Origin of the sequence: Paenibacillus sedimenti (assembly GCF_014534655.1) — a bacterium.
Classification (GTDB): Bacteria; Bacillota; Bacilli; order Paenibacillales; family NBRC-103111; genus Paenibacillus_E; species Paenibacillus_E sedimenti.
On the sequence record NZ_JACVVD010000024.1, the window covers coordinates 1 to 18,883 of the forward strand.

Annotated in this window: 21 protein-coding genes; 14 read left to right on the plus strand and 7 right to left on the minus strand. The window is 42.1% G+C overall.

Annotated elements, in window-relative coordinates:
- Positions 1-163 precede the first annotated feature (163 nt).
- Both ybiA and ICC18_RS31940 read left to right on the plus strand, forming a co-directional pair.
- Positions 164-871 (plus strand): riboflavin biosynthesis intermediates N-glycosidase, encoded by a 708-nt coding sequence (ybiA, locus tag ICC18_RS31935; RefSeq protein WP_223193054.1) that lies wholly within the window; start codon positions 164-166, stop codon positions 869-871.
- A gap of 196 nt (positions 872-1,067) precedes the next feature.
- Entirely contained in the window at positions 1,068-1,526 is a 459-nt protein-coding gene (locus ICC18_RS31940) for a hypothetical protein (RefSeq protein WP_188178451.1), read from the plus strand.
- A 123-nt stretch (positions 1,527-1,649) separates the two neighbouring features.
- Here ICC18_RS31940 and ICC18_RS31945 read toward each other — a convergent pair whose 3' ends face one another.
- Positions 1,650-2,765 (minus strand): serine hydrolase domain-containing protein, encoded by a 1,116-nt coding sequence (locus ICC18_RS31945; protein WP_188178452.1) that lies wholly within the window; start codon positions 2,763-2,765, stop codon positions 1,650-1,652.
- Between the two features lie 160 nt (positions 2,766-2,925).
- On the opposite strand from ICC18_RS31945, the gene ICC18_RS31950 reads away from it, so the two are divergent.
- From ICC18_RS31950 to ICC18_RS31980, 7 genes are all read left to right on the plus strand, one after another.
- On the plus strand, positions 2,926-3,852 hold the full coding sequence (locus tag ICC18_RS31950; RefSeq protein ID WP_188178453.1) for an AraC family transcriptional regulator: 927 nt from the start codon (positions 2,926-2,928) through the stop codon (positions 3,850-3,852).
- Between the two features lie 259 nt (positions 3,853-4,111).
- Entirely contained in the window at positions 4,112-4,429 is a 318-nt protein-coding gene (locus tag ICC18_RS31955) for a hypothetical protein (protein ID WP_188178484.1), read from the plus strand.
- 173 nt (positions 4,430-4,602) lie between these two features.
- On the plus strand, positions 4,603-5,076 hold the full coding sequence (locus ICC18_RS31960) for a hypothetical protein (protein ID WP_188178454.1): 474 nt from the start codon (positions 4,603-4,605) through the stop codon (positions 5,074-5,076).
- 264 nt (positions 5,077-5,340) lie between these two features.
- Positions 5,341-6,051, plus strand: coding sequence for a hypothetical protein (locus ICC18_RS31965; protein WP_223193055.1), 711 nt, complete (start codon positions 5,341-5,343; stop codon positions 6,049-6,051).
- Between the two features lie 196 nt (positions 6,052-6,247).
- Positions 6,248-7,501, plus strand: coding sequence for a serpin family protein (locus ICC18_RS31970; RefSeq protein WP_188178456.1), 1,254 nt, complete (start codon positions 6,248-6,250; stop codon positions 7,499-7,501).
- A gap of 494 nt (positions 7,502-7,995) precedes the next feature.
- Positions 7,996-8,388: a hypothetical protein gene (locus ICC18_RS31975; RefSeq protein ID WP_188178457.1), complete on the plus strand. Its 393-nt coding sequence runs from the start codon at positions 7,996-7,998 to the stop codon at positions 8,386-8,388.
- A 424-nt stretch (positions 8,389-8,812) separates the two neighbouring features.
- Positions 8,813-9,481: a hypothetical protein gene (locus ICC18_RS31980; RefSeq protein WP_188178458.1), complete on the plus strand. Its 669-nt coding sequence runs from the start codon at positions 8,813-8,815 to the stop codon at positions 9,479-9,481.
- A 25-nt stretch (positions 9,482-9,506) separates the two neighbouring features.
- On the opposite strand, the gene ICC18_RS31985 is transcribed toward ICC18_RS31980, so the two are convergent.
- Together ICC18_RS31985 and ICC18_RS31990 are read right to left on the minus strand one after the other, a co-directional pair.
- Positions 9,507-9,797, minus strand: a complete 291-nt coding sequence (locus ICC18_RS31985; RefSeq protein ID WP_188178459.1) for a hypothetical protein — start codon at positions 9,795-9,797, stop codon at positions 9,507-9,509.
- An 18-nt stretch (positions 9,798-9,815) separates the two neighbouring features.
- Positions 9,816-11,132 carry an ArsB/NhaD family transporter gene (locus ICC18_RS31990; protein ID WP_376745683.1) on the minus strand — a complete coding sequence of 439 codons (1,317 nt, stop codon included), beginning with the start codon at positions 11,130-11,132 and terminating at the stop codon, positions 9,816-9,818.
- A gap of 842 nt (positions 11,133-11,974) precedes the next feature.
- On the opposite strand from ICC18_RS31990, the gene ICC18_RS31995 reads away from it, so the two are divergent.
- Both ICC18_RS31995 and ICC18_RS32000 read left to right on the plus strand, forming a co-directional pair.
- Positions 11,975-12,601, plus strand: a complete 627-nt coding sequence (locus ICC18_RS31995; RefSeq protein WP_188178461.1) for a hypothetical protein — start codon at positions 11,975-11,977, stop codon at positions 12,599-12,601.
- A gap of 362 nt (positions 12,602-12,963) precedes the next feature.
- Positions 12,964-13,119: a hypothetical protein gene (locus ICC18_RS32000; protein WP_188178462.1), complete on the plus strand. Its 156-nt coding sequence runs from the start codon at positions 12,964-12,966 to the stop codon at positions 13,117-13,119.
- On the opposite strand, the gene ICC18_RS32005 is transcribed toward ICC18_RS32000, so the two are convergent.
- Complete coding sequence (locus ICC18_RS32005; protein WP_312029641.1) at positions 13,106-13,630, minus strand: RBBP9/YdeN family alpha/beta hydrolase; 525 nt, start codon at positions 13,628-13,630, stop codon at positions 13,106-13,108. The two genes, ICC18_RS32000 and ICC18_RS32005, sit on opposite strands and share 14 nt — an antisense overlap.
- A 172-nt stretch (positions 13,631-13,802) precedes the next feature.
- Complete coding sequence (locus tag ICC18_RS32010) at positions 13,803-14,030, minus strand: hypothetical protein (protein WP_188178463.1); 228 nt, start codon at positions 14,028-14,030, stop codon at positions 13,803-13,805.
- A 756-nt stretch (positions 14,031-14,786) separates the two neighbouring features.
- Here ICC18_RS32010 and ICC18_RS32015 point away from each other — a divergent pair.
- Positions 14,787-15,350, plus strand: coding sequence for a reverse transcriptase family protein (locus ICC18_RS32015; protein ID WP_188178464.1), 564 nt, complete (start codon positions 14,787-14,789; stop codon positions 15,348-15,350).
- Here ICC18_RS32015 and ICC18_RS32020 read toward each other — a convergent pair whose 3' ends face one another.
- Both ICC18_RS32020 and ICC18_RS32025 read right to left on the minus strand, forming a co-directional pair.
- On the minus strand, positions 15,351-16,073 hold the full coding sequence (locus ICC18_RS32020; RefSeq protein WP_188178465.1) for an SDR family oxidoreductase: 723 nt from the start codon (positions 16,071-16,073) through the stop codon (positions 15,351-15,353). It lies immediately after the preceding gene.
- A 116-nt stretch (positions 16,074-16,189) separates the two neighbouring features.
- Positions 16,190-16,351, minus strand: coding sequence for a LuxR C-terminal-related transcriptional regulator (locus ICC18_RS32025; protein WP_188178466.1), 162 nt, complete (start codon positions 16,349-16,351; stop codon positions 16,190-16,192).
- Between the two features lie 327 nt (positions 16,352-16,678).
- On the opposite strand from ICC18_RS32025, the gene ICC18_RS32030 reads away from it, so the two are divergent.
- Entirely contained in the window at positions 16,679-18,232 is a 1,554-nt protein-coding gene (locus tag ICC18_RS32030) for a tetratricopeptide repeat protein (RefSeq protein ID WP_188178467.1), read from the plus strand.
- 156 nt (positions 18,233-18,388) lie between these two features.
- Entirely contained in the window at positions 18,389-18,751 is a 363-nt protein-coding gene (locus ICC18_RS32035) for a DUF3221 domain-containing protein (protein ID WP_188178468.1), read from the plus strand.
- Positions 18,752-18,883 lie beyond the last annotated feature (132 nt).

The following is an 18,883-nucleotide window of genomic DNA, read 5'->3' on the forward strand; positions in this document are numbered from 1 at the left end:
AATCTGCATCACTTATCCAAAGCAATAAAGAAAAACATCTAATCCATACATGTGAATCATTTCACACCTTAAAGTTTAATAATATCTGTCTTGACATCTTGTAGCACCATACATTGAAGAACAGAATAGCTTTCGCCGAATGTTTCCAACCCCAAAAGGTTGGATGGGTTGGTACGAAGAAAACTATCTTGATGAAGGTATTGATGAAGATATTGATGAAGATATTTATGATAACGAAGGAGATCTTCTTTGGGATGTTGATGGTAAGCCTGCTTATTCACTTAATTGGATACGTGAAAAATTTAAAAAAGATGAAAAACTTGAATTTTTATTCTTCTGGGGACATCAACCAAGTAATAACGGTTCTATTACAAAAACATGCTTAAGTCAATGGTGGAAAGAAGAATTTGCTATTGAGATATATAAATATTGCTGTATGGAGCAATATATGATGGCAGAAAAAGCAAGGGTTTTTGAAGATAAAGAAATGATGGAAAAGATTTTAAAGAGCGATAATCCTAAAGATATAAAGGAATATGGTAGAAAAGTAAGCAACTTTAATGAAGCCATATGGGCGAGAAAACGATATTCCATTGTTTTAAACGGTAACTATGCCAAGTTTCTACAAAGCGAAAGACTTATGCAATTTCTACTACAAACAGAGAACAAAATATTAATTAAAGCCAGTCCATATGACAAAATATGGGGTATAGGCATGTCTTCAGATGACAAGGCAGTTAATGACCCTTTTGAATGCAAGGGACAAAATTTATTGGGCTTTGCCATAATGGAAGTACGAGATGAACTCAATCGGATATGTCAAAATTACAATAGGCTAAACTTAACGGAACTACACCAAGATTTTGGATAATATTAATATCAAATTGGGTTAAATAGCTTACTGCGCTAACGCAGAACGATAGCTGAATTAGACATGACGGCAGCCGGCCAGAACGATCGGCTGCTTTTTCATTAAAGTAACGGGCAGGATAGTTGGAAAAGAAGTAGAATACTTTCTCATGCAGAACCAAAAGCAAGTTAGAATCTTCAACGAAAGGTGAATGGACATGAACCTTCACTTATTGGAACCAGAAGTTGCAGGGGGATTAGGAGAGAATACTTCTTTCACCAACCAAGGTGAGGTTGAATTTCTACATTATGAATTTCAGGGATGGCTAGGGGATGAACTGCTGGAATCAACCCCTTGCTTTATTGTTACGGAGAGTATGGCGAACAGCATCCAAATTGCCAATTTAAGTGGGGCTGTTTTTGAGGATATTGAGTATACAGCAACCCAAGAATTCAGTGAACTATACCCAAATAGAACCCTCCCTAACTTCAAACGACTCGTTGTACTGGGAAAGGTAAGAGTTCAAAGTGATGCATTTTACGAATGGTCAGGAGACGACTTTTGCTTAACGGATGAGTCATATTTAGTTGTTACCAATAATGCATTTGATATTTTGAAAGTGCGTCAGTTGAATTATTGTGACACAAAAAAATTGTCTGCCAGTGAAAGCTATTGAGCAACGGGGAACGATAGCTCAATACACAAACGTAAGGGCAACCGATCGATTTGGTCGGTTGCCTATTTTCAACTAATGAGCAGGATAGTCTTTAACCTAAGATCAGCAACCGACATACGAGGGTTATCTGTCTTTTACCGCTATTACCAATTTCTCGATATAAGGGATGGGAAGAGTGGTATCCTGAGGATTCTTGGTGGCGGCTGAGTTTATGACAATCACCAGATTCAGATCAGGCACGACGGTCAGGTACTGGCCGGCATACCCCATACCGAAAATAGCCTTATGCCCACCATACTGGTTCAGCCACCAATGGTATCCGTACTCGCCGAAAAACGTACTTCCCCCCGAATGCCTGGAGGTCGAGTCCCGAAGCCATGACTCCGATACGAGGCGCTTGCCGTTCCAAACGCCGCGGTTAAGCACCAAGAGGCCAATTTTCCCCAAGTCCCTTGGCGTCATCTTCAAACCGAAGCCCCCTGAATTTGAATTATCAGGCGAACTGGGCCACTCGACACTGTTAATACCGAGCGGTCCAAATAGATGCTCCTTGGCAAAGGCGAGCTCTGATTGTCCTGTCGTTCGTTTGAGAATCGCCGCCAACAACTGGGAACCACCCGTGTTGTAATTCCACATCTCCCCGGGCTTTGCATCCATTGGTTGACTGAGTACAAACCCATTCCAGTCCTTGGACTCCTTCAAAGGCTGGAGACTATAATTCCATTCCGTCCATTCAGGAAAATGCAAGCCACTCGTCATGTTGAGTAAGTGTTCCAATGTAACGGATCTTTTATCGGATGAATCGAACATATCCTTATATTCGGGAAAAAAGGATTCAATCGGTTCATTTATTCCTTTCAGATAGCTTTTGTCGATAGCTATACCAATCAAAAGCGAAGTCACGCTCTTCGTGATGGAGTTTATAGCTCGCTTGGACTCCGGCATGCCGTCCCTGTAATATTCGGTGACCAGGGTGCCGTCCTTCACGACCAGCATGGAGAGAATTTGAGGCGAGCGCTTGGCATATTGTATCACCTCATCGACTTCCAGGAGATCCATCCCAACCTGATCCGGAGTACCGATTTGCCACTCCCCGTTGGGCAAGTTGAACACTTTGTAACTTACCGGCGGTGTCACTGGCAGCGAGGATTTTTCAGAAGAGCAAGCAGACAAAGTAAGGATCAGGCTAGCTGCCGCTGCCAACATGATCAGTTTAGCGAATCTGTTAAAAACGATCATAAAGGGAGACACATCCTTAAGAGGTAATCGAATCTCTTGTTATGGTACTGCAATGTGTCTGTACCGTCTTATTCGTTCTTGCTAAGCGATTAACGATTCTTGCTATAATAGAGGTGATTGAAAATTGTCGCGGAAATAGGACTGGGGGCAACGGATTATAGTGGTGGCCAAAACCTTGGAATTGGAATACCGGTATCAGATAAATCAAGTCGTCAACTACATTGAAGACCATCTTACCAACCCGTTAACCCTAGAGGAAGTGGCGGGTGTGAGCGCATTCTCCCCCTTCCACTTTCATCGGGTGTTCAAGGCGGTGATAGGCGAGAATTTGCATGGGTTTATCCGTCGGATCCGTATTGAGAAGGCTATCAAGCTACTGCTGTTTCATCCTGATCAGAGCATAACCAATATTGCCTTGGAATGCGGACTGCAAACCCCGGCCCACTTTTGTAGGGTGTTCCGCGAGCATACCGGATTGAGCGCGTCCGAATTTAGGGACAGATTTCATCTACAGACCATTGCGGAACGGTTCAGATCCCGGTTGACCTCGGAAAAGTCCGCCGAACTGGCACATAATCTGGCGGAACTCCCGATCGAGATTCGGAATATGGCTCCCATGAATGCAATCTATGCTCGGTATAGGGGAACTATCAATGATGGAAGGATCAATCCGGACATTAAAGGGCTTTTTGAACAGGTGGTCTCGTGGGTGGATGCAAGTGAGGCTCTGACAAAGGACAGCTTGGCGGTCGGGCTTGTCCTTGACGATCCGTTCATAACTCCTAACGGCAGACACCGATACGATGCTTGCATGACAACGGAGCATCCGGTGACACCGACGAGAGACCTAGGCGTTCGAACGATTCCCGGAGGCAAGTACGCCATCGTGAAGGTAACGGACAGACCGGATATGGTTTATGATCTGTTGCACTTGGTCTCTATCGACTGGCTTCCACGAAGCCCATATATATGGGACGTTTCACGTCCGGCACTGGAGATTTACTTCCACAACTCCCATTCCCATACTGAAGGAAAGTTGACGATGGAATTCGGCATTCCGGTCAAACTGGAACGCTCCGGCTACTGAAATATCAGGCACATGTGGGAGTTGCTTATGGAGGAATCGCGGTACCGTTGAGCCCATTACTTTAACGGGAAACCATAGTGAGGAGCTTGCCACGACAGCTCCTTTTTTGTTTGTTGAACTAACGGATACAAGAGTTGAAACACCGAAAGTGGTGCCGCTTGGCACCCCTTCACTGCACTAACGGGCAGTTTATCGCAGCAAAGACGTAGCTATAGTAAAATATAATCGTCGAAAAAACATGTGAAATGAGGTGTTATTTATGTCGATGGAAGCTGAAGTTTTACCTTTATTAAAATTTGGTTTTGGAATAGTTATGATACTTATATCCCTAGTAGTCATTGCCCTTCTTGTTAAATATAAGAGGGCTGGATATGGATGGATTTTTGTGCACTTAATATTATTCTCTTGGGCATGTTGGGGCTGGATCGAATTGTTGGAGAAAGGAAGGTCTGGTGTTATGGCTTCAGAGGATAATTCTTTGGATATTGGGATGATTGGTGTCATCTGGGCAGTAAGTATGGTTTGTATGAGTGTAGGGTTAATCAAATTAAGACCATCGCATGATAGACTAAACTAACGGAAATAATAGTGCGGCGATGGAACCGATCCATCGCTTGTTTTCGTTTCTGTACGCTCCACTTAACAAACGGGCAGTTTCGAGTAGTCGATGACATGAAAATTTTCCAAGGCTGCTTCGTCAGTCAAAGTAGTGAAAATAACTGAATGAACGGAGAGGTGAAAATACCAAAAATGAGAATAATAAAAACAATACCCATTATTTTCCTTATAGCAGCTATTGGTTTTGCGTTAGGGTGGTACATGAAACCGAGTGGTGAAAGTGGAAAATGGACCCCCGATATCATTAATCTTTATTCAAATGGAGAACAAACACAACCTACTAAAATTAATAATCCACAATTATTTAATAGAGTGCTCAGTTTAATTGTATTTGAAAAGGGAGATATGATGTCAGGAGGAAACCCGCCAGAATCAGAAGAGGATATCAATGAAATGAAAAAATCTGCTGTAGAGTATGTCTATAATAAACCGATTTCCATCCAAATAAATAAAGGCGACGGTAAAATAGAAAAAATACAATTCACATCAATACTTTTCCCTATAGATGATAAATGGAATGGGGCAGCTTTTATCCAAACAACCGATTCTACTTATTTGTATTTTGTATCGAGGCCAAGTTTAAAGCTTATTCTTAAGCATATTTAAGTTCGACCTTAGGGAACTGGACGACAACTATTATCACTGTTACAAAGTAATGGTTAAAGTTCTTGACGTTCTTGACGCTCTTGACGTTTTGTTTCGAGCGATTCTTCGGCCGCTTTACTATGCTAAACGGGCAGTTATGCAGGTAATATATAGTTTGTATAGGAACTGAACTCAATTAGGAGTGATAATGTGAAGGCATGTCCTGAGTGTCATAACAACAACATAAGACAATCACGTTGGTTCGCATTAAGGATACTTTATTTTTTGCTGATATTATTGTTTATTCCTTATGGTCTATTGTTTTGTTGGATTCCGTTTGTTTTTCCTTATAAATTTGTATGTAAAAACTGTTCTAATAGATTTACAAATAAAACCCCTTCATTTGCGAATTTTAGAGTTAATACAGTATTGAAAGTTCTACTAGCACTTTTACCTACACTTTTAATGTTCTACATATTAATTGAACTTTTTCCTTACACAGGGCTAGGTAGAATAGTTGCCCTTCCATTTATTTTTATAATCAATCTGACCATTATTAGTTTGGGATTTATAATAACTCGCAATTTAAAACGACATCGTTATTTTATGGCATGGTTCGGAATTATTTTATTGACTATGTTCATTTCAACTGCCCTTTATCCTCAAGAGTCAAGGCCACATGTTTTTGTACAAATGGGGTACGGATTTTCAGCTATTAAGCAATATGATCAAGCACTATCAACTGATTTAGACTTAGTACTTTCAACAAATTCCAAACGCGATGTGAAGAACCCCGAGGAGAGATATGTTGTTGCGTTATACAAGTACCGTGATCAAATTCCTCTAGATGGGACTTATCATATATATAGAGACAATGAAAATGGAAGTATACCATATTGGCGTAACACAATAGTAAACAGTCTTGATGAAATCCCATCAAGACTGATCGGACATCATAAAGTAATTTGGTGGGTATTAAAGATTTGTAGGAAATGAGTAGAGATCTAATGGAATCATCAACGTTGAGGATCTTGGCTAAACTAACGGGACACGATATCTTCATAACGGCATCCGGTGGGAGTCCTCTGGCCGTTAAGGCTTTTCTATACAAACACAAATCAAATCGGTTGCATGGAACATTATGTAAAGATTCCTCGTCTAATAAGCATATGAATGACAGGGGGGTTCCGAAATGAAAGATAATTTTAGAAAAAGTAAACTTCTTGCGGCTGGCATACTGCTGGTACTGATTGTGACTGCGTGTACTAATCCTTCTGGAAATTCGATTTCATTGGAAAAACGACAAGTCGCGGCGGCCGGAGTTGATGTGCGTATCGTCAAAGCAAGCAACGAGTTCGGCATGCAGCTCCACCGGCAACTGGTCCAAACGGAGCAGAACAAGAAGAAAAACATATTCATTTCGCCGACCAGCATTTCTTTGGCGCTCGCCATGACTTACAACGGAAGTAAGGGGGAAACGCAAGTCTCAATGGCCAAGACGTTGGGCTGGCAAGGCATGTCCCTGGATGAAATGAATCGGGGCAACGAGACGCTTATCTCCCTTTTGCAGCAGCCGGGCAGCGACGTTCAAGTGCGTATTGCCAACTCGCTTTGGACACGTAAAGGAAAACCGTTTCACAGTGATTTTACGAAAACCAATCAGGCGTTTTACGACGCGAAAGTAACTGAGCTCGATTTCAACAGTCCCAAAGCTCCTGACACGATCAATGACTGGGTAAATAAGAATACCAACGGAAAAATTCCCAGGATGATCGAATCCATCGATCCCATGGAAGTTTTGATCCTGATGAATGCGGTCTATTTCAATGGCGGGTGGAAAAAGGAATTCCAACCTTCTGCAACGAAAGAAGAAAGCTTCAAACTGCAGGACGGTTCCACCAAGCAAGTGCAGATGATGACGCAGTCAGGCTCTTATGAATATTTGCAGGAAGAGGAATTTCAAGCCATCCGCTTACCTTACGGAGAGGGACAGATGGACATGCTGGTCATTCTTCCGGATGAATCTTCTTCACTGGGTACTCTCCATGATAAGCTTTGGGCGGATCCCAACCGCTGGCACGAATCGTTCCAGTCGAACCGGGGTGAAATCAAGCTTCCCCGTTTGAAGATCGAATACAGCGAAAAGTTGAAAGAACCGCTCAAGGCCATGGGCATGATGCTGCCCTTTGACGAAGTCCATGCAGATTTTTCCGGCATGGCCCCTGTTCCACCCAACCTTTTCATCAGTGCGGTAACACACAAAACGTTCATCGAGGTCAATGAAAAAGGAACGGAGGCAGCTGCTGTCACTTCGGTACATATGGCAGGGGCTTCAGCACCAATCGATGAACCGTTCCAGGTGACGATAAACCGGCCGTTCTTCTTCGCAATTGAAGACCGCCAGACCGGCGCATGGCTTTTTGTAGGGTCCGTGGTCGAACCATAAACGTCCGTACTTAAACTGCAACGTGTTACTCCACATCAACTGAGGAGAGTGTCTGTTTTTGCTTGGTAGATAAGGTGTTTATTAAACTAACGGATACTATAGCTTAATAAACAACTAAGACGCGGCTGCTGGCATGGATCGGCAGCCGCATTATGCTTACGGGTGGGATAAATAGAACATATAACCAATATCAGAAGGTGATAAATAGGTGAACATAGATATAGAGTTTCTAACCCAAGTAATTAATGACTGGGACCCTGTTGGTCTTTTAGCAGGAGGTGCTCCAGAAAACGAATATAGCATTGAAGTAAGAGAAATCTCTCAGAAATCCTCGTCTTGCAAGTCTGAAACAGACTTAGCGATACTTATTTACAGAGTGTTCAACGATAAAATGGGGGTAAAATTAAATCAACTTGTTTGCTTTTACTGATCGGCTAAACAGGCAGTTATGTTAACAATAAGTGGTACCGTGTTTTTAAAGGGAATATCCTCCTATGGTGTTTAAAGAGGTGTTAAATGAGCGTTCGTACAATGATAAAAGCAAAATCCTGAACTATTATGAATCGTATCTTAAATTATTTGATGTTGCTTTTGAAAGAGTTCGCTTAGAAACGAGGTTTGGTCAAACTCATACGTTGATTACTGGTCCAAAAGAAGCAAAACCCATATTTATTTTTCAGGGTGGTAATTGTATTAATCCAATGACATTATCGTGGTTCTCTTCGTTATTTGGCGAATATAGAATTTATGCGCCTGGCACGATCGGACATCCTGGATATAGTACGGAAACAAGAATTTCTGCTAAAGATGAAAGTTTTGCTTTATGGGTTTCTGATTTAATGGAGCATCTCAAAGTAGAGAAAAGTACTTTTATTGGTCCATCTTAAGAAGCCGCATAATTGTGGTTTTTTTATTTTAACGATATAGCAAGCTTAATGTCGTTACGATGCTCGGCGAATCGGTAATCCATTTCGGATCGATCGTCCAGCCGTGACGACGCTCGAACCATCCTCGTGGTCGCTTATGCTTTTTTGCTTTGCAACCTTGGGTACCCGGCGGGGTGGAACAGATTAATGTTCTAAAGCTTTCCAAAAAAATCCGAATCACTGGACGCTGGAGTACAAGGTTCAATTTAAGGCCGCTAAACTCTTCAGCTGTAAATTCAAATGTATGAAAAAAATATATTTGGCGCGGTAAATTTTTTTGATGGAGCTGCGTCAATTCGAACCGAATTTTTTGCAAATAAATATTTCACTGTTCTTTGAATAAAACTCCTTAAATAAACAGAAACTGTTGTTAGGAGGTGCTTATATGTTTACTTCAAAGATGCTTCTAATCATATTTTTATCGTTCTCTAGCCTCATACCAATCTCACAAAAAGCTGAGATATCCACACGTTCCCAGAAGGTTCTTCAGAACATTGATACAGAGAGTGAGAACACATTGCAAGTAAAGTGGAATACAGTAACGCAAACTCCAGAATTACTTTCTGGAAAATTAACAAAGCCCTCAGCACATTCGCCGCAATGGATTACTTACAATTATCTCGAAAAGATTAAAACTCTGTACGGCTTGAAACATGTAAATAAAGACTTGAAAATTATGACGATAGATAAAAACGCTACATCCATAAAGGTTGTCTTGCAAAGACAACTCTTCAAGAATTCTGTTTGCGGGAATCAATTACTTGTAGAGTTAGATTACTCTGGGGTTGTACAGCGTATATATGGTACTCTTCATACCGATTTAGAAGAGAAACGTTTAGGCAGGCCCATGTACCCGGCGGTATCTGCCCAAAAGGCGAAACGGATAGCCTTAAACTACGATAAACTGTTAGAGGAAAGTAATTCAATAACCATTGAGTCATGCTACATGCCAAATAGGGAGGGTGTTCCCCTTATTCATGTCCTTACTTACGAGAGAGAAGGTCGCCCCGTATCCATAAAGATTCATTCACTGACTGGACGAATAATTGAATAGTATGCTGTCGTTAGAGGAACTCCTTTTATGGGAGTTCCTCTTTCCATTCCACTTTGGTTAGTAGTTGGCATTTCATAAGTTGAAGGATGAAGTCCCCGTAAAATACTTTACGAACGACGACACGATATTCATGGTTGGAATAGGTATACACCAAGACATCTGTAAGAATGTCGTTCTCTTCAAAGATTTTCTGGACGTGTTTCATTGTATTAAAATGGGAAGGTGAGAGGATTCGGATAGTGAATTCGATATCGTTCATAACCTCAACCTCTTTGATATCCAAAATATCTGGATTCGACTCATAGACTAATTTCACTGTTCATTCCTCCTGTATTTATATTAAATATCGGAAATAAATGTAGATATTAGCCAATGCAACGGAGAGCAGCATCAGTGGAAAACCGTATTTCATAAACGTAACGAATTTAATCGGGTGACCTTCTTTGCCCGACATACCTGCAACGATTAAGTTAGCGCTTGCCCCAATTAACGTACCGTTACCTCCAAGACATGCGCCAAGTGCAAGACTCCACCATAGCGGTTCCAGATTCTCTATGCCCATATTTCCCATTTCCTGAATCATAGGAATCATGGTAGCCACAAAAGGGATGTTATCCAGAAAAGCAGAAGCAATTGCACTAAGCCATAGAATCAACATGGACGTTGCAATAGGATTCCCTCCTGTTAGCTCAATGGCCTGAGCAGCTAATTTAGAGATGATGCCAGTTTCCACCAAACCAGACACTAAGACGAACAGTCCAACAAAGAAGAAGATGGTGGTCCATTCGACCTTCGTGAAAGCTTCTTCCATCGTATGCTCGCCAGTCAAAAGCAGCAGCAGGAACGCCCCTGCTAATGCTACCGTTGCGGATTCGAGGTGAAACAGTTGGTGGAGAAAGAAACCAACGATCGTAAGTCCTAAAATGGAAAGACTCTTATTTAACAATTTACGATCTGTAATCACTTCTTTTTCGTCAATTCGCATGATGCTTTGTTTTAAGTCAGGTGTAGTCTGAATTTGCTTACGGAATAAAAATATGAAAATCGGTATGGTGACGGCCATAATAACAACGACAACGGGGGCAAGATTGTTGATAAACGCCATAAAGGTCAACTCTTTAACAGCACTTCCGATCATGATGTTTGGGGGATCACCGATTAACGTCGCGGTGCCACCAATATTAGATGCTAGAATTTGAGTAATCAAAAAGGGTACAGGGTTCACACGTAATTGCCGTGTAATGCTAAACGTAACGGGGACCATCAGCAATACAGTCGTAACATTATCAAGAAAGGCCGATCCTATAGCTGTGATAAGCACGAGCGATACAAGGATCCTGACGGGGTCACCCTTTGCTTTCTTTGCTGCAATAAGCGCGATATATTTAAATAACCCAGTCTCAGCTGTAATACTCACAATGATCATCATACCGATTAAGAGGCCCAAAGTATTAAAGTCAATATGATGCATAGCCGATTCCTGATCGACTACCCCAAATACGACCATAAGAACACCGCCGATCATAGCGACGATAGTGCGATGAATTTTCTCGGCGATGATCATGCCATAAGTAAGAAGAAAGATACCAATTGCCAAGATTGCTTGCTGTTCCATAGTTCCTCCTAGATTTTCATAATTTGTTAGTACTATTCCCTAAAATTCAAGAAGATAAGAATTAAATTATCTAGACTTTTCTGTATTTCCATAAACGGCATACTCCTTTCTTGGCATAAAAAAGAGCCTTACCATGGGCTCTTATGTCAGAAAAAGAACAAAAAGAGCCCTTGGTGACAGGCTCCTCCAAAACGCTCCAATATTTAGTTACTTTCCAAATATGATCAAACAAACCACATATACATTTGTGACTTAAATTTACAATGCTCTTTTTTGTATGTCAATAGGTAATTGATATTTATCCCCCGAAATCCTGTTAATTGATTCGCTGCATAAAGGTACGCATAAGAATTTTCAAAAGCAAGAAATGATAAATAAGCAGTATAAGAAATGCGCCCATCGCTGGAAACAATATCTGTTAAAGAAAATCCTTCACCGGTTTGTTTTATCTTTCATGAGGTATCCCACGGTCTAAAAAAGCTTGTGCATGGCTCTCTCCCTTGGATACATCCACACCAATGACTGGATTCATGACGTCATTCCCAAAATATATTCACCGGTAACCCCTAACCTTCTTGTCTTCCACACTATCGCATGTGATCCGGGATCAATGTCCCAACCAGCCTAACCATGGTTGAACAAGTAGGGGGGATGAACTGATGACCCATACACCCTCAGATCTGACAACAATACGAGTTCCTCCAATTCGAGATCCAACTGACCTTCCCATATTGGGGGAGTACCAGCGAAACTAACATGACCTGGCTTATAAAAAGCAGGGCATCGATGGCTTGTCCAAAACTGACAGTGGTTCTATCGCACTATTGATATATCCATATTTTCCATTTAATATAAAAAAGGAGAGGGTATAAATTGAAATGAATACAAAAAGTGGAAAATCATTTTTGCTGTTTGCTGCAATGATCATCTGTGTCACGTTTTTTATTTTTCAGTTATTACCAAAGCAGGAAAAACCTCGTCATGAACCAATTATCAACGAAAATTACATCAAGAGCAAAAGCTTTAACATAAGTTCCATTTCCAGTGATTTTAAGACATCAGCAAAAGGTACAGTATTTGTGAAAGGAGTTGATAGAAGTCCTAATCATATATTGATCGTTGCTACAATCGAAATAGACCCTGAAGATTGGGGAGGTGTGGCTTTCTATATCCCTGAAAAATGGTCTATTTCCAAAGTCACAAGCAGCTACCCCGAAAACAAACCTTACTCTAATCCTGTAGACTATATTGCGACATGGACTTCTAATTCGAAAACAGAAAGTCATTGGAAAGCTTGGATTGAAGTTGGAAGAGATAGAAGTTATAAAATAACAGGAGGAGGCGTAGGTACAGTCGTAATTGATCTTATTCATGATGAAAATGAAAAACATCAACCAGAGACATTCGAATTTGGTATTGAAGTCGGTTCAAAAGAAGTAGATGGTAGAAAGGAAATGGGTACTGATTTTATCAAGATACCTATCTCCTTAATCGATAACAATTAGGCTCCAACATTTCAACGAATTTATTCAATATAAACTACTAAATTATTCAAGAATGGAGATGAAATAATGAATTTAGCATTGTCCTTTAAATTTGCAAGGAAGACGGTAAGCACGTTGCTGATTGCGAGTATATTAAGTATGCCAATCTTGCAATCCTGGTTTATTAATACATGGATTTGAAACCACGCAAACTGCCAGGTTAACGAACAAACTCCTGATTAACATCGAACCAATTTACGTTGCATGTATGTTCGCCAGATTCGCACTCGACATCATAACATCCTCTTAAAGTATTAGACTGAAAATTATCAAGACCTAAACTTAAGAAAATCAAATAAAGTAAAGGGTTCTACATATTATGCATGAGTATCCGTTTTGACATTGTGACGATTCCAATCAAGTGGAAAGCGGGAGTCAATTCGATTCGGGCTGAAGTTGCGAATTTGGAATGTATGTTTGGCTGGGGCTTAACCGTAAAGACAGGTCTTCCAAACATCCGCTATATTAATGACTTTTAATATCCGACGCTACTTCGGACAAGTCGTCGTTGAACTGGTGCCCGCGCCCATCAAAGCTTCGAAATATTGCGTGCGGAAGCTTTTCCGCGTACCGTTCAAAGTGCGAATAGGGTACCCATATATCGTCGCGGCTGTGATAAAAAAATAGTCGTTGAATGCCGGAGAGCCTTGAAGCAAAGTCTCCACGGAGCGAATACTCAGCGACTTCCCAATCCTCGGCACCCCAATAGGGAGGCGCGATAAGGAACAGACCGGCAATAGTCGCTGCGGGCTCCTCTTCCGAAACATATTTGAGCAAAAAGGAAGCACCCAAAGAATGTCCGACTAATATCGTTTCACCATCCCGCTCAGCAACGGCTTTGACAATTCGATCTTTCCAAGCTTCATACTCGGGCCTATCTTCGTCCGGCATCTTCGGGTAATCTACGACGAAATCCAAACCTAAAACTTCCTGAAGATGCCTTGCCAATTTTTGATCCTCGTCGTACGCTCCTTGTCCGCCGCCTTGGATGAATAATTAGTGTTTTTTCATCGTTTTCCACCTTTCCTCTCCATTTTCGTTATGTTTCCCATTATAACAAACGACGGTCGAGTTTGTTTCTTATCGATTGCTCTTTTGATCTGCTTCCACCAGTTGATGTACTTGCAAGGCGGCTTGTCATCCCATTTTGCACTTCAATATATCATTCGGGTCCGTTATTCCCTTCGCTATTCCAATCTTGCGGCAATCCGAACCGTTCGATCAGTCCGTATATTTCATCCTTCGTACATACTTGCTCTCTATACGGTTTTCCGTCCTTATATCTCATGGCGGGGAATAAATCGCCGTATGTAAAACTAATGGTTGCCGGGTCAAACTCATTAATATGGATTGCAGTTCCTCCTCTTTCCGATACCATTCTTTGATCCAAGCACATCGCCTTTGGGGATTTTACATGACAGCAGGGAGTGTCGAACGACAAGAACATAGCCGATTGAAACCTGCGTAAATTGCGGGTTTTTGTTTTCATTCGGACAAGTTCTTGTCGGGGTCAAAAGACAAGAACTTGAGCCTTTTGTCGCAGGCAAGAAAAATGAGTATATAATCGATTATCATGGCTTCTACAACGACTCTGCGTTTATTGAACTATCGGGCAGTGCGCGCCTAGCCGAGCTAGGCACAACTTACTGATGCAAGTTCAGTCGGGGTAGGGACCAAGCCGCCCCGTAGCTAGCAGGCAGACGTCGGCGAAATCCGGCGTTTGAAGCCCTGTGAAAATCGTGCCCCGCGCGGCGAAGCAAATCTGCAGGCCGTAATGAAAATGAATCCTACCTCATCGTGAAAGTGAACCCGAATGGGACAAGAGGAAGCCGAGCCACGACTGCCCCGGCGAAGGCCAAGGAACGCGCGAAGATCTTGGAATGCAGCGCAGAAGAACCCTCCGGTGTAAAGGGAGCGGCATGTAGAGAAAGTTGTGTCTGGAACTAGGGAGACCCTCCCTCGCACGAAGTTTTTTTTCGTAACGAGCAAACCTATAAGCCCCAAAGGTGAAATGGCGAGCTGAGGGAAGGGAGTCGGAGGGGGCCATACTACCAAGGAACCGGCGGCCAACATAACCCCGGGGAGGAAAGGGCGCCGAAAGGCAATACCCCACTTCGTTCATGGGATATCGAGGAGGTAAGAGTAAGTGAATGCCGAATACTCGGCTAACGCCACCAACGAAAACGCTCGACAACTTCAAAATACCCTTTATCTTGCGGCTAAGGAGAACCCTAAGTGCAAATTTCATGCACTGTACGACAAAGTATTCCGGAAAGATATCCTGCAAGAAGCATGGATAAGAGTGAAAGCCAATCGCGGTAGTGCCGGCGTCGATGGACAGACGATCGAATTCATCGTTCGAGAAATTGGAGAAGAACTCTTCATCGAAGAGATTAGGCAACAGCTAATGAATGGGGAATATCGACCGGGTCAAACGGAAAGAAATTCCAAAACCGGACGGAAAGACACGTCCCTTAGGTATCCCAACAGTCCGGGACCGGACTGTTCAGATGGCAACCAGCATGGTGATCGAAGGCTCTTCGAAGCGGATTTCAAAGATTGCTCTTACGGATTTCGTCCCAAGCGGTCGGCTCATCAGGCTATTAGGTTCAAACACCATTACGGCAGCCGGCCACACGACGATCGGCTGCCGTTGTCCGTTGAAGTAACGGGGCAGTATAACGCAGCAACGGGTGATTGTTTAAATTAATTATTCTTCTTTGTTATAAATAACCGGCATTTTGTATTTCCATTTATTCCACAACTCATTATTTATTATTAATTCTGCCATAAACCGGCTAACGTTTATCCGACTCGTTTTACCAGGATTAAATATTGCGCTTCTCGTTGGTGCTTCAACAACATCGTATGGACTTTCTTCTTCATTATTTACCAAGCTATCGGGCCGCACTACTGTCCATACAATCATGCTATTTTTCTTCCCCACAGTATTTAATAGATAGTTTGCCGCATAAACATTATCCCTCTGTGGCGGCAACAATGCCGTAAGCATTGAAATAACAATTTTTTCACCTACAGATCTATTTTCATCTATCTCATTGTTTATGTTGCCGGTAGTATTCATCAGTATTATTCTCACTTGTTGATTTGCGTTTTTAATTATTGCGTCACATACATTCTTCAGTGATAGATAAACCAGAAAACGGGGCTTTCCAAACATGCCTTTGAATGTAAGATTGTGACCTAGGCAACATACAACTGCATCACATCCCTTAACGAGATTGATGTTTTTTTCTGAATCAAACTCCGAGATGTTCCCCGCTATGCATTCGACCAATTTATTGTTAATAAGGTCTTCTGGCATTGACGCAGTTTTTCTAATTACAATTCTGGTAGCAATATTTCGATTAGCTAATTGCCGTACCACCAGTCTTCCTGTAGCTCCACTTGCTCCGATAAGTAATACTTTCATAGTAATGCCTCCTTATTATTTCAAGTTTTCGATAACTGGAGTGAATACCTTTAATGCACATCCTTCTATGCAGTATAGCTGTCGTTACTCGTACGTGACAGCTACTAAAGTAGTGTTTATTGTAGCAAAGGCCCCAACTCTCTGGCACGCGCCACAGCCCCCGTACGTCGTTGAACCTGATGCTTGCCGAAGATTTGGTGGTTATATCCCTTTACTGTGCTTAATGCAAGAAATAACTGCTCGCTGATCTCCCGATTCGATAAGTCCTTGGCGATCAATCGAAGGTATGGAAAAAGAGGGTATCTTAAAAGAACATGTCATGAAGGAAAATCATTATGAAGATCTTGTTTATTATGGGATTATCAATAAATAAAGCTAAGCTAACGGATAACGATAGTTGAACGAAACATGGAGTAGTTTGCCACGGCAGCTGCTCTTTTTTTCATTGAAGAAACGGGCAAGATAGTGCAGCACTCGTTAGATAAAAGTTATGGGTTTTGGTTCTTGCAACTTATATGTTACGATTCAAGAGATATTCAATTTGGCTGGCGTTTGAAGCGCTACAGATTTGTCCCTAATGATTAAAGAGAGCAGGTTTATATCAAATGGCAGAAAATAAACAACATAGATTCCGTTTCAGCGAAGCATCTTTCTGGGATTTACAGAGGACATATTTTGAACAACAAGGTATGAAGGCTTGGAATAATGACCAGGTTCCGCAATATATAACGAGCAACCCCATGATTGCCGCAGCCTACGCGGAAATGATTTTCGGGTTTCTTCAAGACCTGTCCGACCGAGGAGATATTTCTGAAACCGTTACGATCCTGGAACTGGGAGCGGGGGCGGGACGCCTTGCATTTCATGTATTGCAAAAGCTATGCGAGCTGAGAGATTATGCCGGTATTGTACTGCCCCCATTTCGCTATGTCATGACCGATTTAGCGGTAAAAAATATAGTCGCTTGGAAAAATCATCCTGCCCTTCAAACTTTTATACGACATGGACTATTGGATTTCGCAGAGTTTGATGCCGTGCATGACACGGAGCTAAATTTGGTTATATCTAATACAACCATCCAGCCTGGTGATCTGAAGCAGCCGCTGCTGATCGTAGCTAATTATTTTTTTGACAGTATTCCGCAAGAGCTGATCTATGTAGGTGGTGGTAAGATTTTTGAATGCGATGTCCTCATTGAGCTTCCTGAAAACTCCAATTTATTCAAGCCGTCAGAAGCATTGAAAAAAATGACTCTGAATTATGAGCACCGCCGTGCGTCTGGATATGAAGAAGAAAAATATCCGTATCACGATCTTATCGCGCTTTATCAGCAGGAGCTTGAGGATTCACATATCCTGTTTCCGGTGGTCGGATTGACGTGCCTAGAGCGGCTGAATCAACTGTCACAGACTGGTTTCTTGCTTATCACAGCAGATAAAGGCGACCACCGGTTAGAGAATTGGAAGTTTGCGGAGCCGCCCCAGTTAATTCATCATGGTAGCTTCTCTTTAACGGCAAACTATCATGCGATTCAACATGTGTTTGGGCAAAGAGGTGCTCAGTCACTTTTCACCACGCATCATTATAATAATATTAATGTCGGCTGTATATTCATGTTGGAAGCGCCAATTAGCTTTGTCAACACCCGGCTAGCCTACCGGCGGTTTATCGAGCGTTTTGGACCAGATGATTTCTTTAGTATGAAAGAATGGGTAGACCGCCAATTGGACACTATGGGATTGCAGCAAATTTTAGCCTTTTGGCGTTTGGGCGGTTATGATGCGGAGTTTTTCATCCAGGGCGCGAAACACATCGCTAGCCTGCTGCCCGAAGCTAGCGATGAAGAAATGCTTGATATCAAAAAAAGCATATACATCATGTGGTCATCTTACTATGCGATGGAGCAACGCTATGATTTAGCGTTGGACGCCGGACTTCTGCTGTTCGAAATGGATATGTACGAGGATGCGAAGCTGTTTCTGGAAACATCCATACATGCAAATGAGCCTGTACCAACAGTCTTATATTGTCTGGCTATATGTAGCTACGAACTTGGGCTGGAAGAGGCCGCACTGGAATACATACGCGAGGCGCTGGTTCTGGAACCTGAGCATGAAGAGGCCTTAGCGCTGCTGAAATGCTTGAGTGAAGGGGATTAGCTTTGTTTCGATATACAATTCAAAGATGCCAGAATGAGGCTGCCGGCAAGGTCGGCAGCCTGGTTCTGCGATCGGGCAGGATAATGGAGTGGCAAACCACTATATTATGGTAATATGAAGTAGTGGTTTCTTTAGGCATGTAAGGAGTGAAAAAATTTGAAGTGTGTTTTTGTTGTGTTGATGTTCGTGTTGGTACTAATGACAGGCTGTTCATCTAAAAACAATAGTGATGATGGACATTGGAACCACAAAGAGGGTTATGTTGTTGCGAAAGAGAACAGTAAAGTCTTAGTTGTACGTGACGAGGTTGCTAATATCAATACGACGCCACTAAGTGAAATATTGAAGGACGCTAAGCCAAATGCAATCTGGCTTTCTTTGGATAAAGCTGATTACGATGCTGTTGCTGTAGGCGACCAAGTAAGCATTATTATCGACGCTAACGTGGTGGTTGAAGCGTCTTATCCAGGTCATGCGAAGGCGCTCGATGTAGTCAAGGTTATACCGTTGTTAAAATAACGGAAACTATAGTGGAGGGGCTTGCTTCGCGGCAGCACCTCTTTTGTTTATTAAAGTAACCGGCAGATTTGTTACAATCCATTGCGATAAAATATGGTATTATATGGATGGATGCGCCTTTGAAATGTATGA

What these genes read in the sequence shown, in the direction of transcription:
- ybiA (WP_223193054.1), top strand. Translation starts at nt 164, where the DNA reads ATGGGTTGGTACGAAGAAAACTATCTTGATGAAGGTATTGATGAAGAT.
- ICC18_RS31940 (WP_188178451.1), top strand. Translation starts at nt 1,068, where the DNA reads ATGAACCTTCACTTATTGGAACCAGAAGTTGCAGGGGGATTAGGAGAG.
- ICC18_RS31945 (WP_188178452.1), bottom strand. Translation starts at nt 2,765, where the DNA reads ATGATCGTTTTTAACAGATTCGCTAAACTGATCATGTTGGCAGCGGCA.
- ICC18_RS31955 (WP_188178484.1), top strand. Translation starts at nt 4,112, where the DNA reads ATGTCGATGGAAGCTGAAGTTTTACCTTTATTAAAATTTGGTTTTGGA.
- ICC18_RS31960 (WP_188178454.1), top strand. Translation starts at nt 4,603, where the DNA reads ATGAGAATAATAAAAACAATACCCATTATTTTCCTTATAGCAGCTATT.
- ICC18_RS31970 (WP_188178456.1), top strand. Translation starts at nt 6,248, where the DNA reads ATGAAAGATAATTTTAGAAAAAGTAAACTTCTTGCGGCTGGCATACTG.
- ICC18_RS31975 (WP_188178457.1), top strand. Translation starts at nt 7,996, where the DNA reads ATGGTGTTTAAAGAGGTGTTAAATGAGCGTTCGTACAATGATAAAAGC.
- ICC18_RS31980 (WP_188178458.1), top strand. Translation starts at nt 8,813, where the DNA reads ATGTTTACTTCAAAGATGCTTCTAATCATATTTTTATCGTTCTCTAGC.
- ICC18_RS31995 (WP_188178461.1), top strand. Translation starts at nt 11,975, where the DNA reads ATGAATACAAAAAGTGGAAAATCATTTTTGCTGTTTGCTGCAATGATC.
- ICC18_RS32000 (WP_188178462.1), top strand. Translation starts at nt 12,964, where the DNA reads ATGAGTATCCGTTTTGACATTGTGACGATTCCAATCAAGTGGAAAGCG.
- ICC18_RS32020 (WP_188178465.1), bottom strand. Translation starts at nt 16,073, where the DNA reads ATGAAAGTATTACTTATCGGAGCAAGTGGAGCTACAGGAAGACTGGTG.
- ICC18_RS32030 (WP_188178467.1), top strand. Translation starts at nt 16,679, where the DNA reads ATGGCAGAAAATAAACAACATAGATTCCGTTTCAGCGAAGCATCTTTC.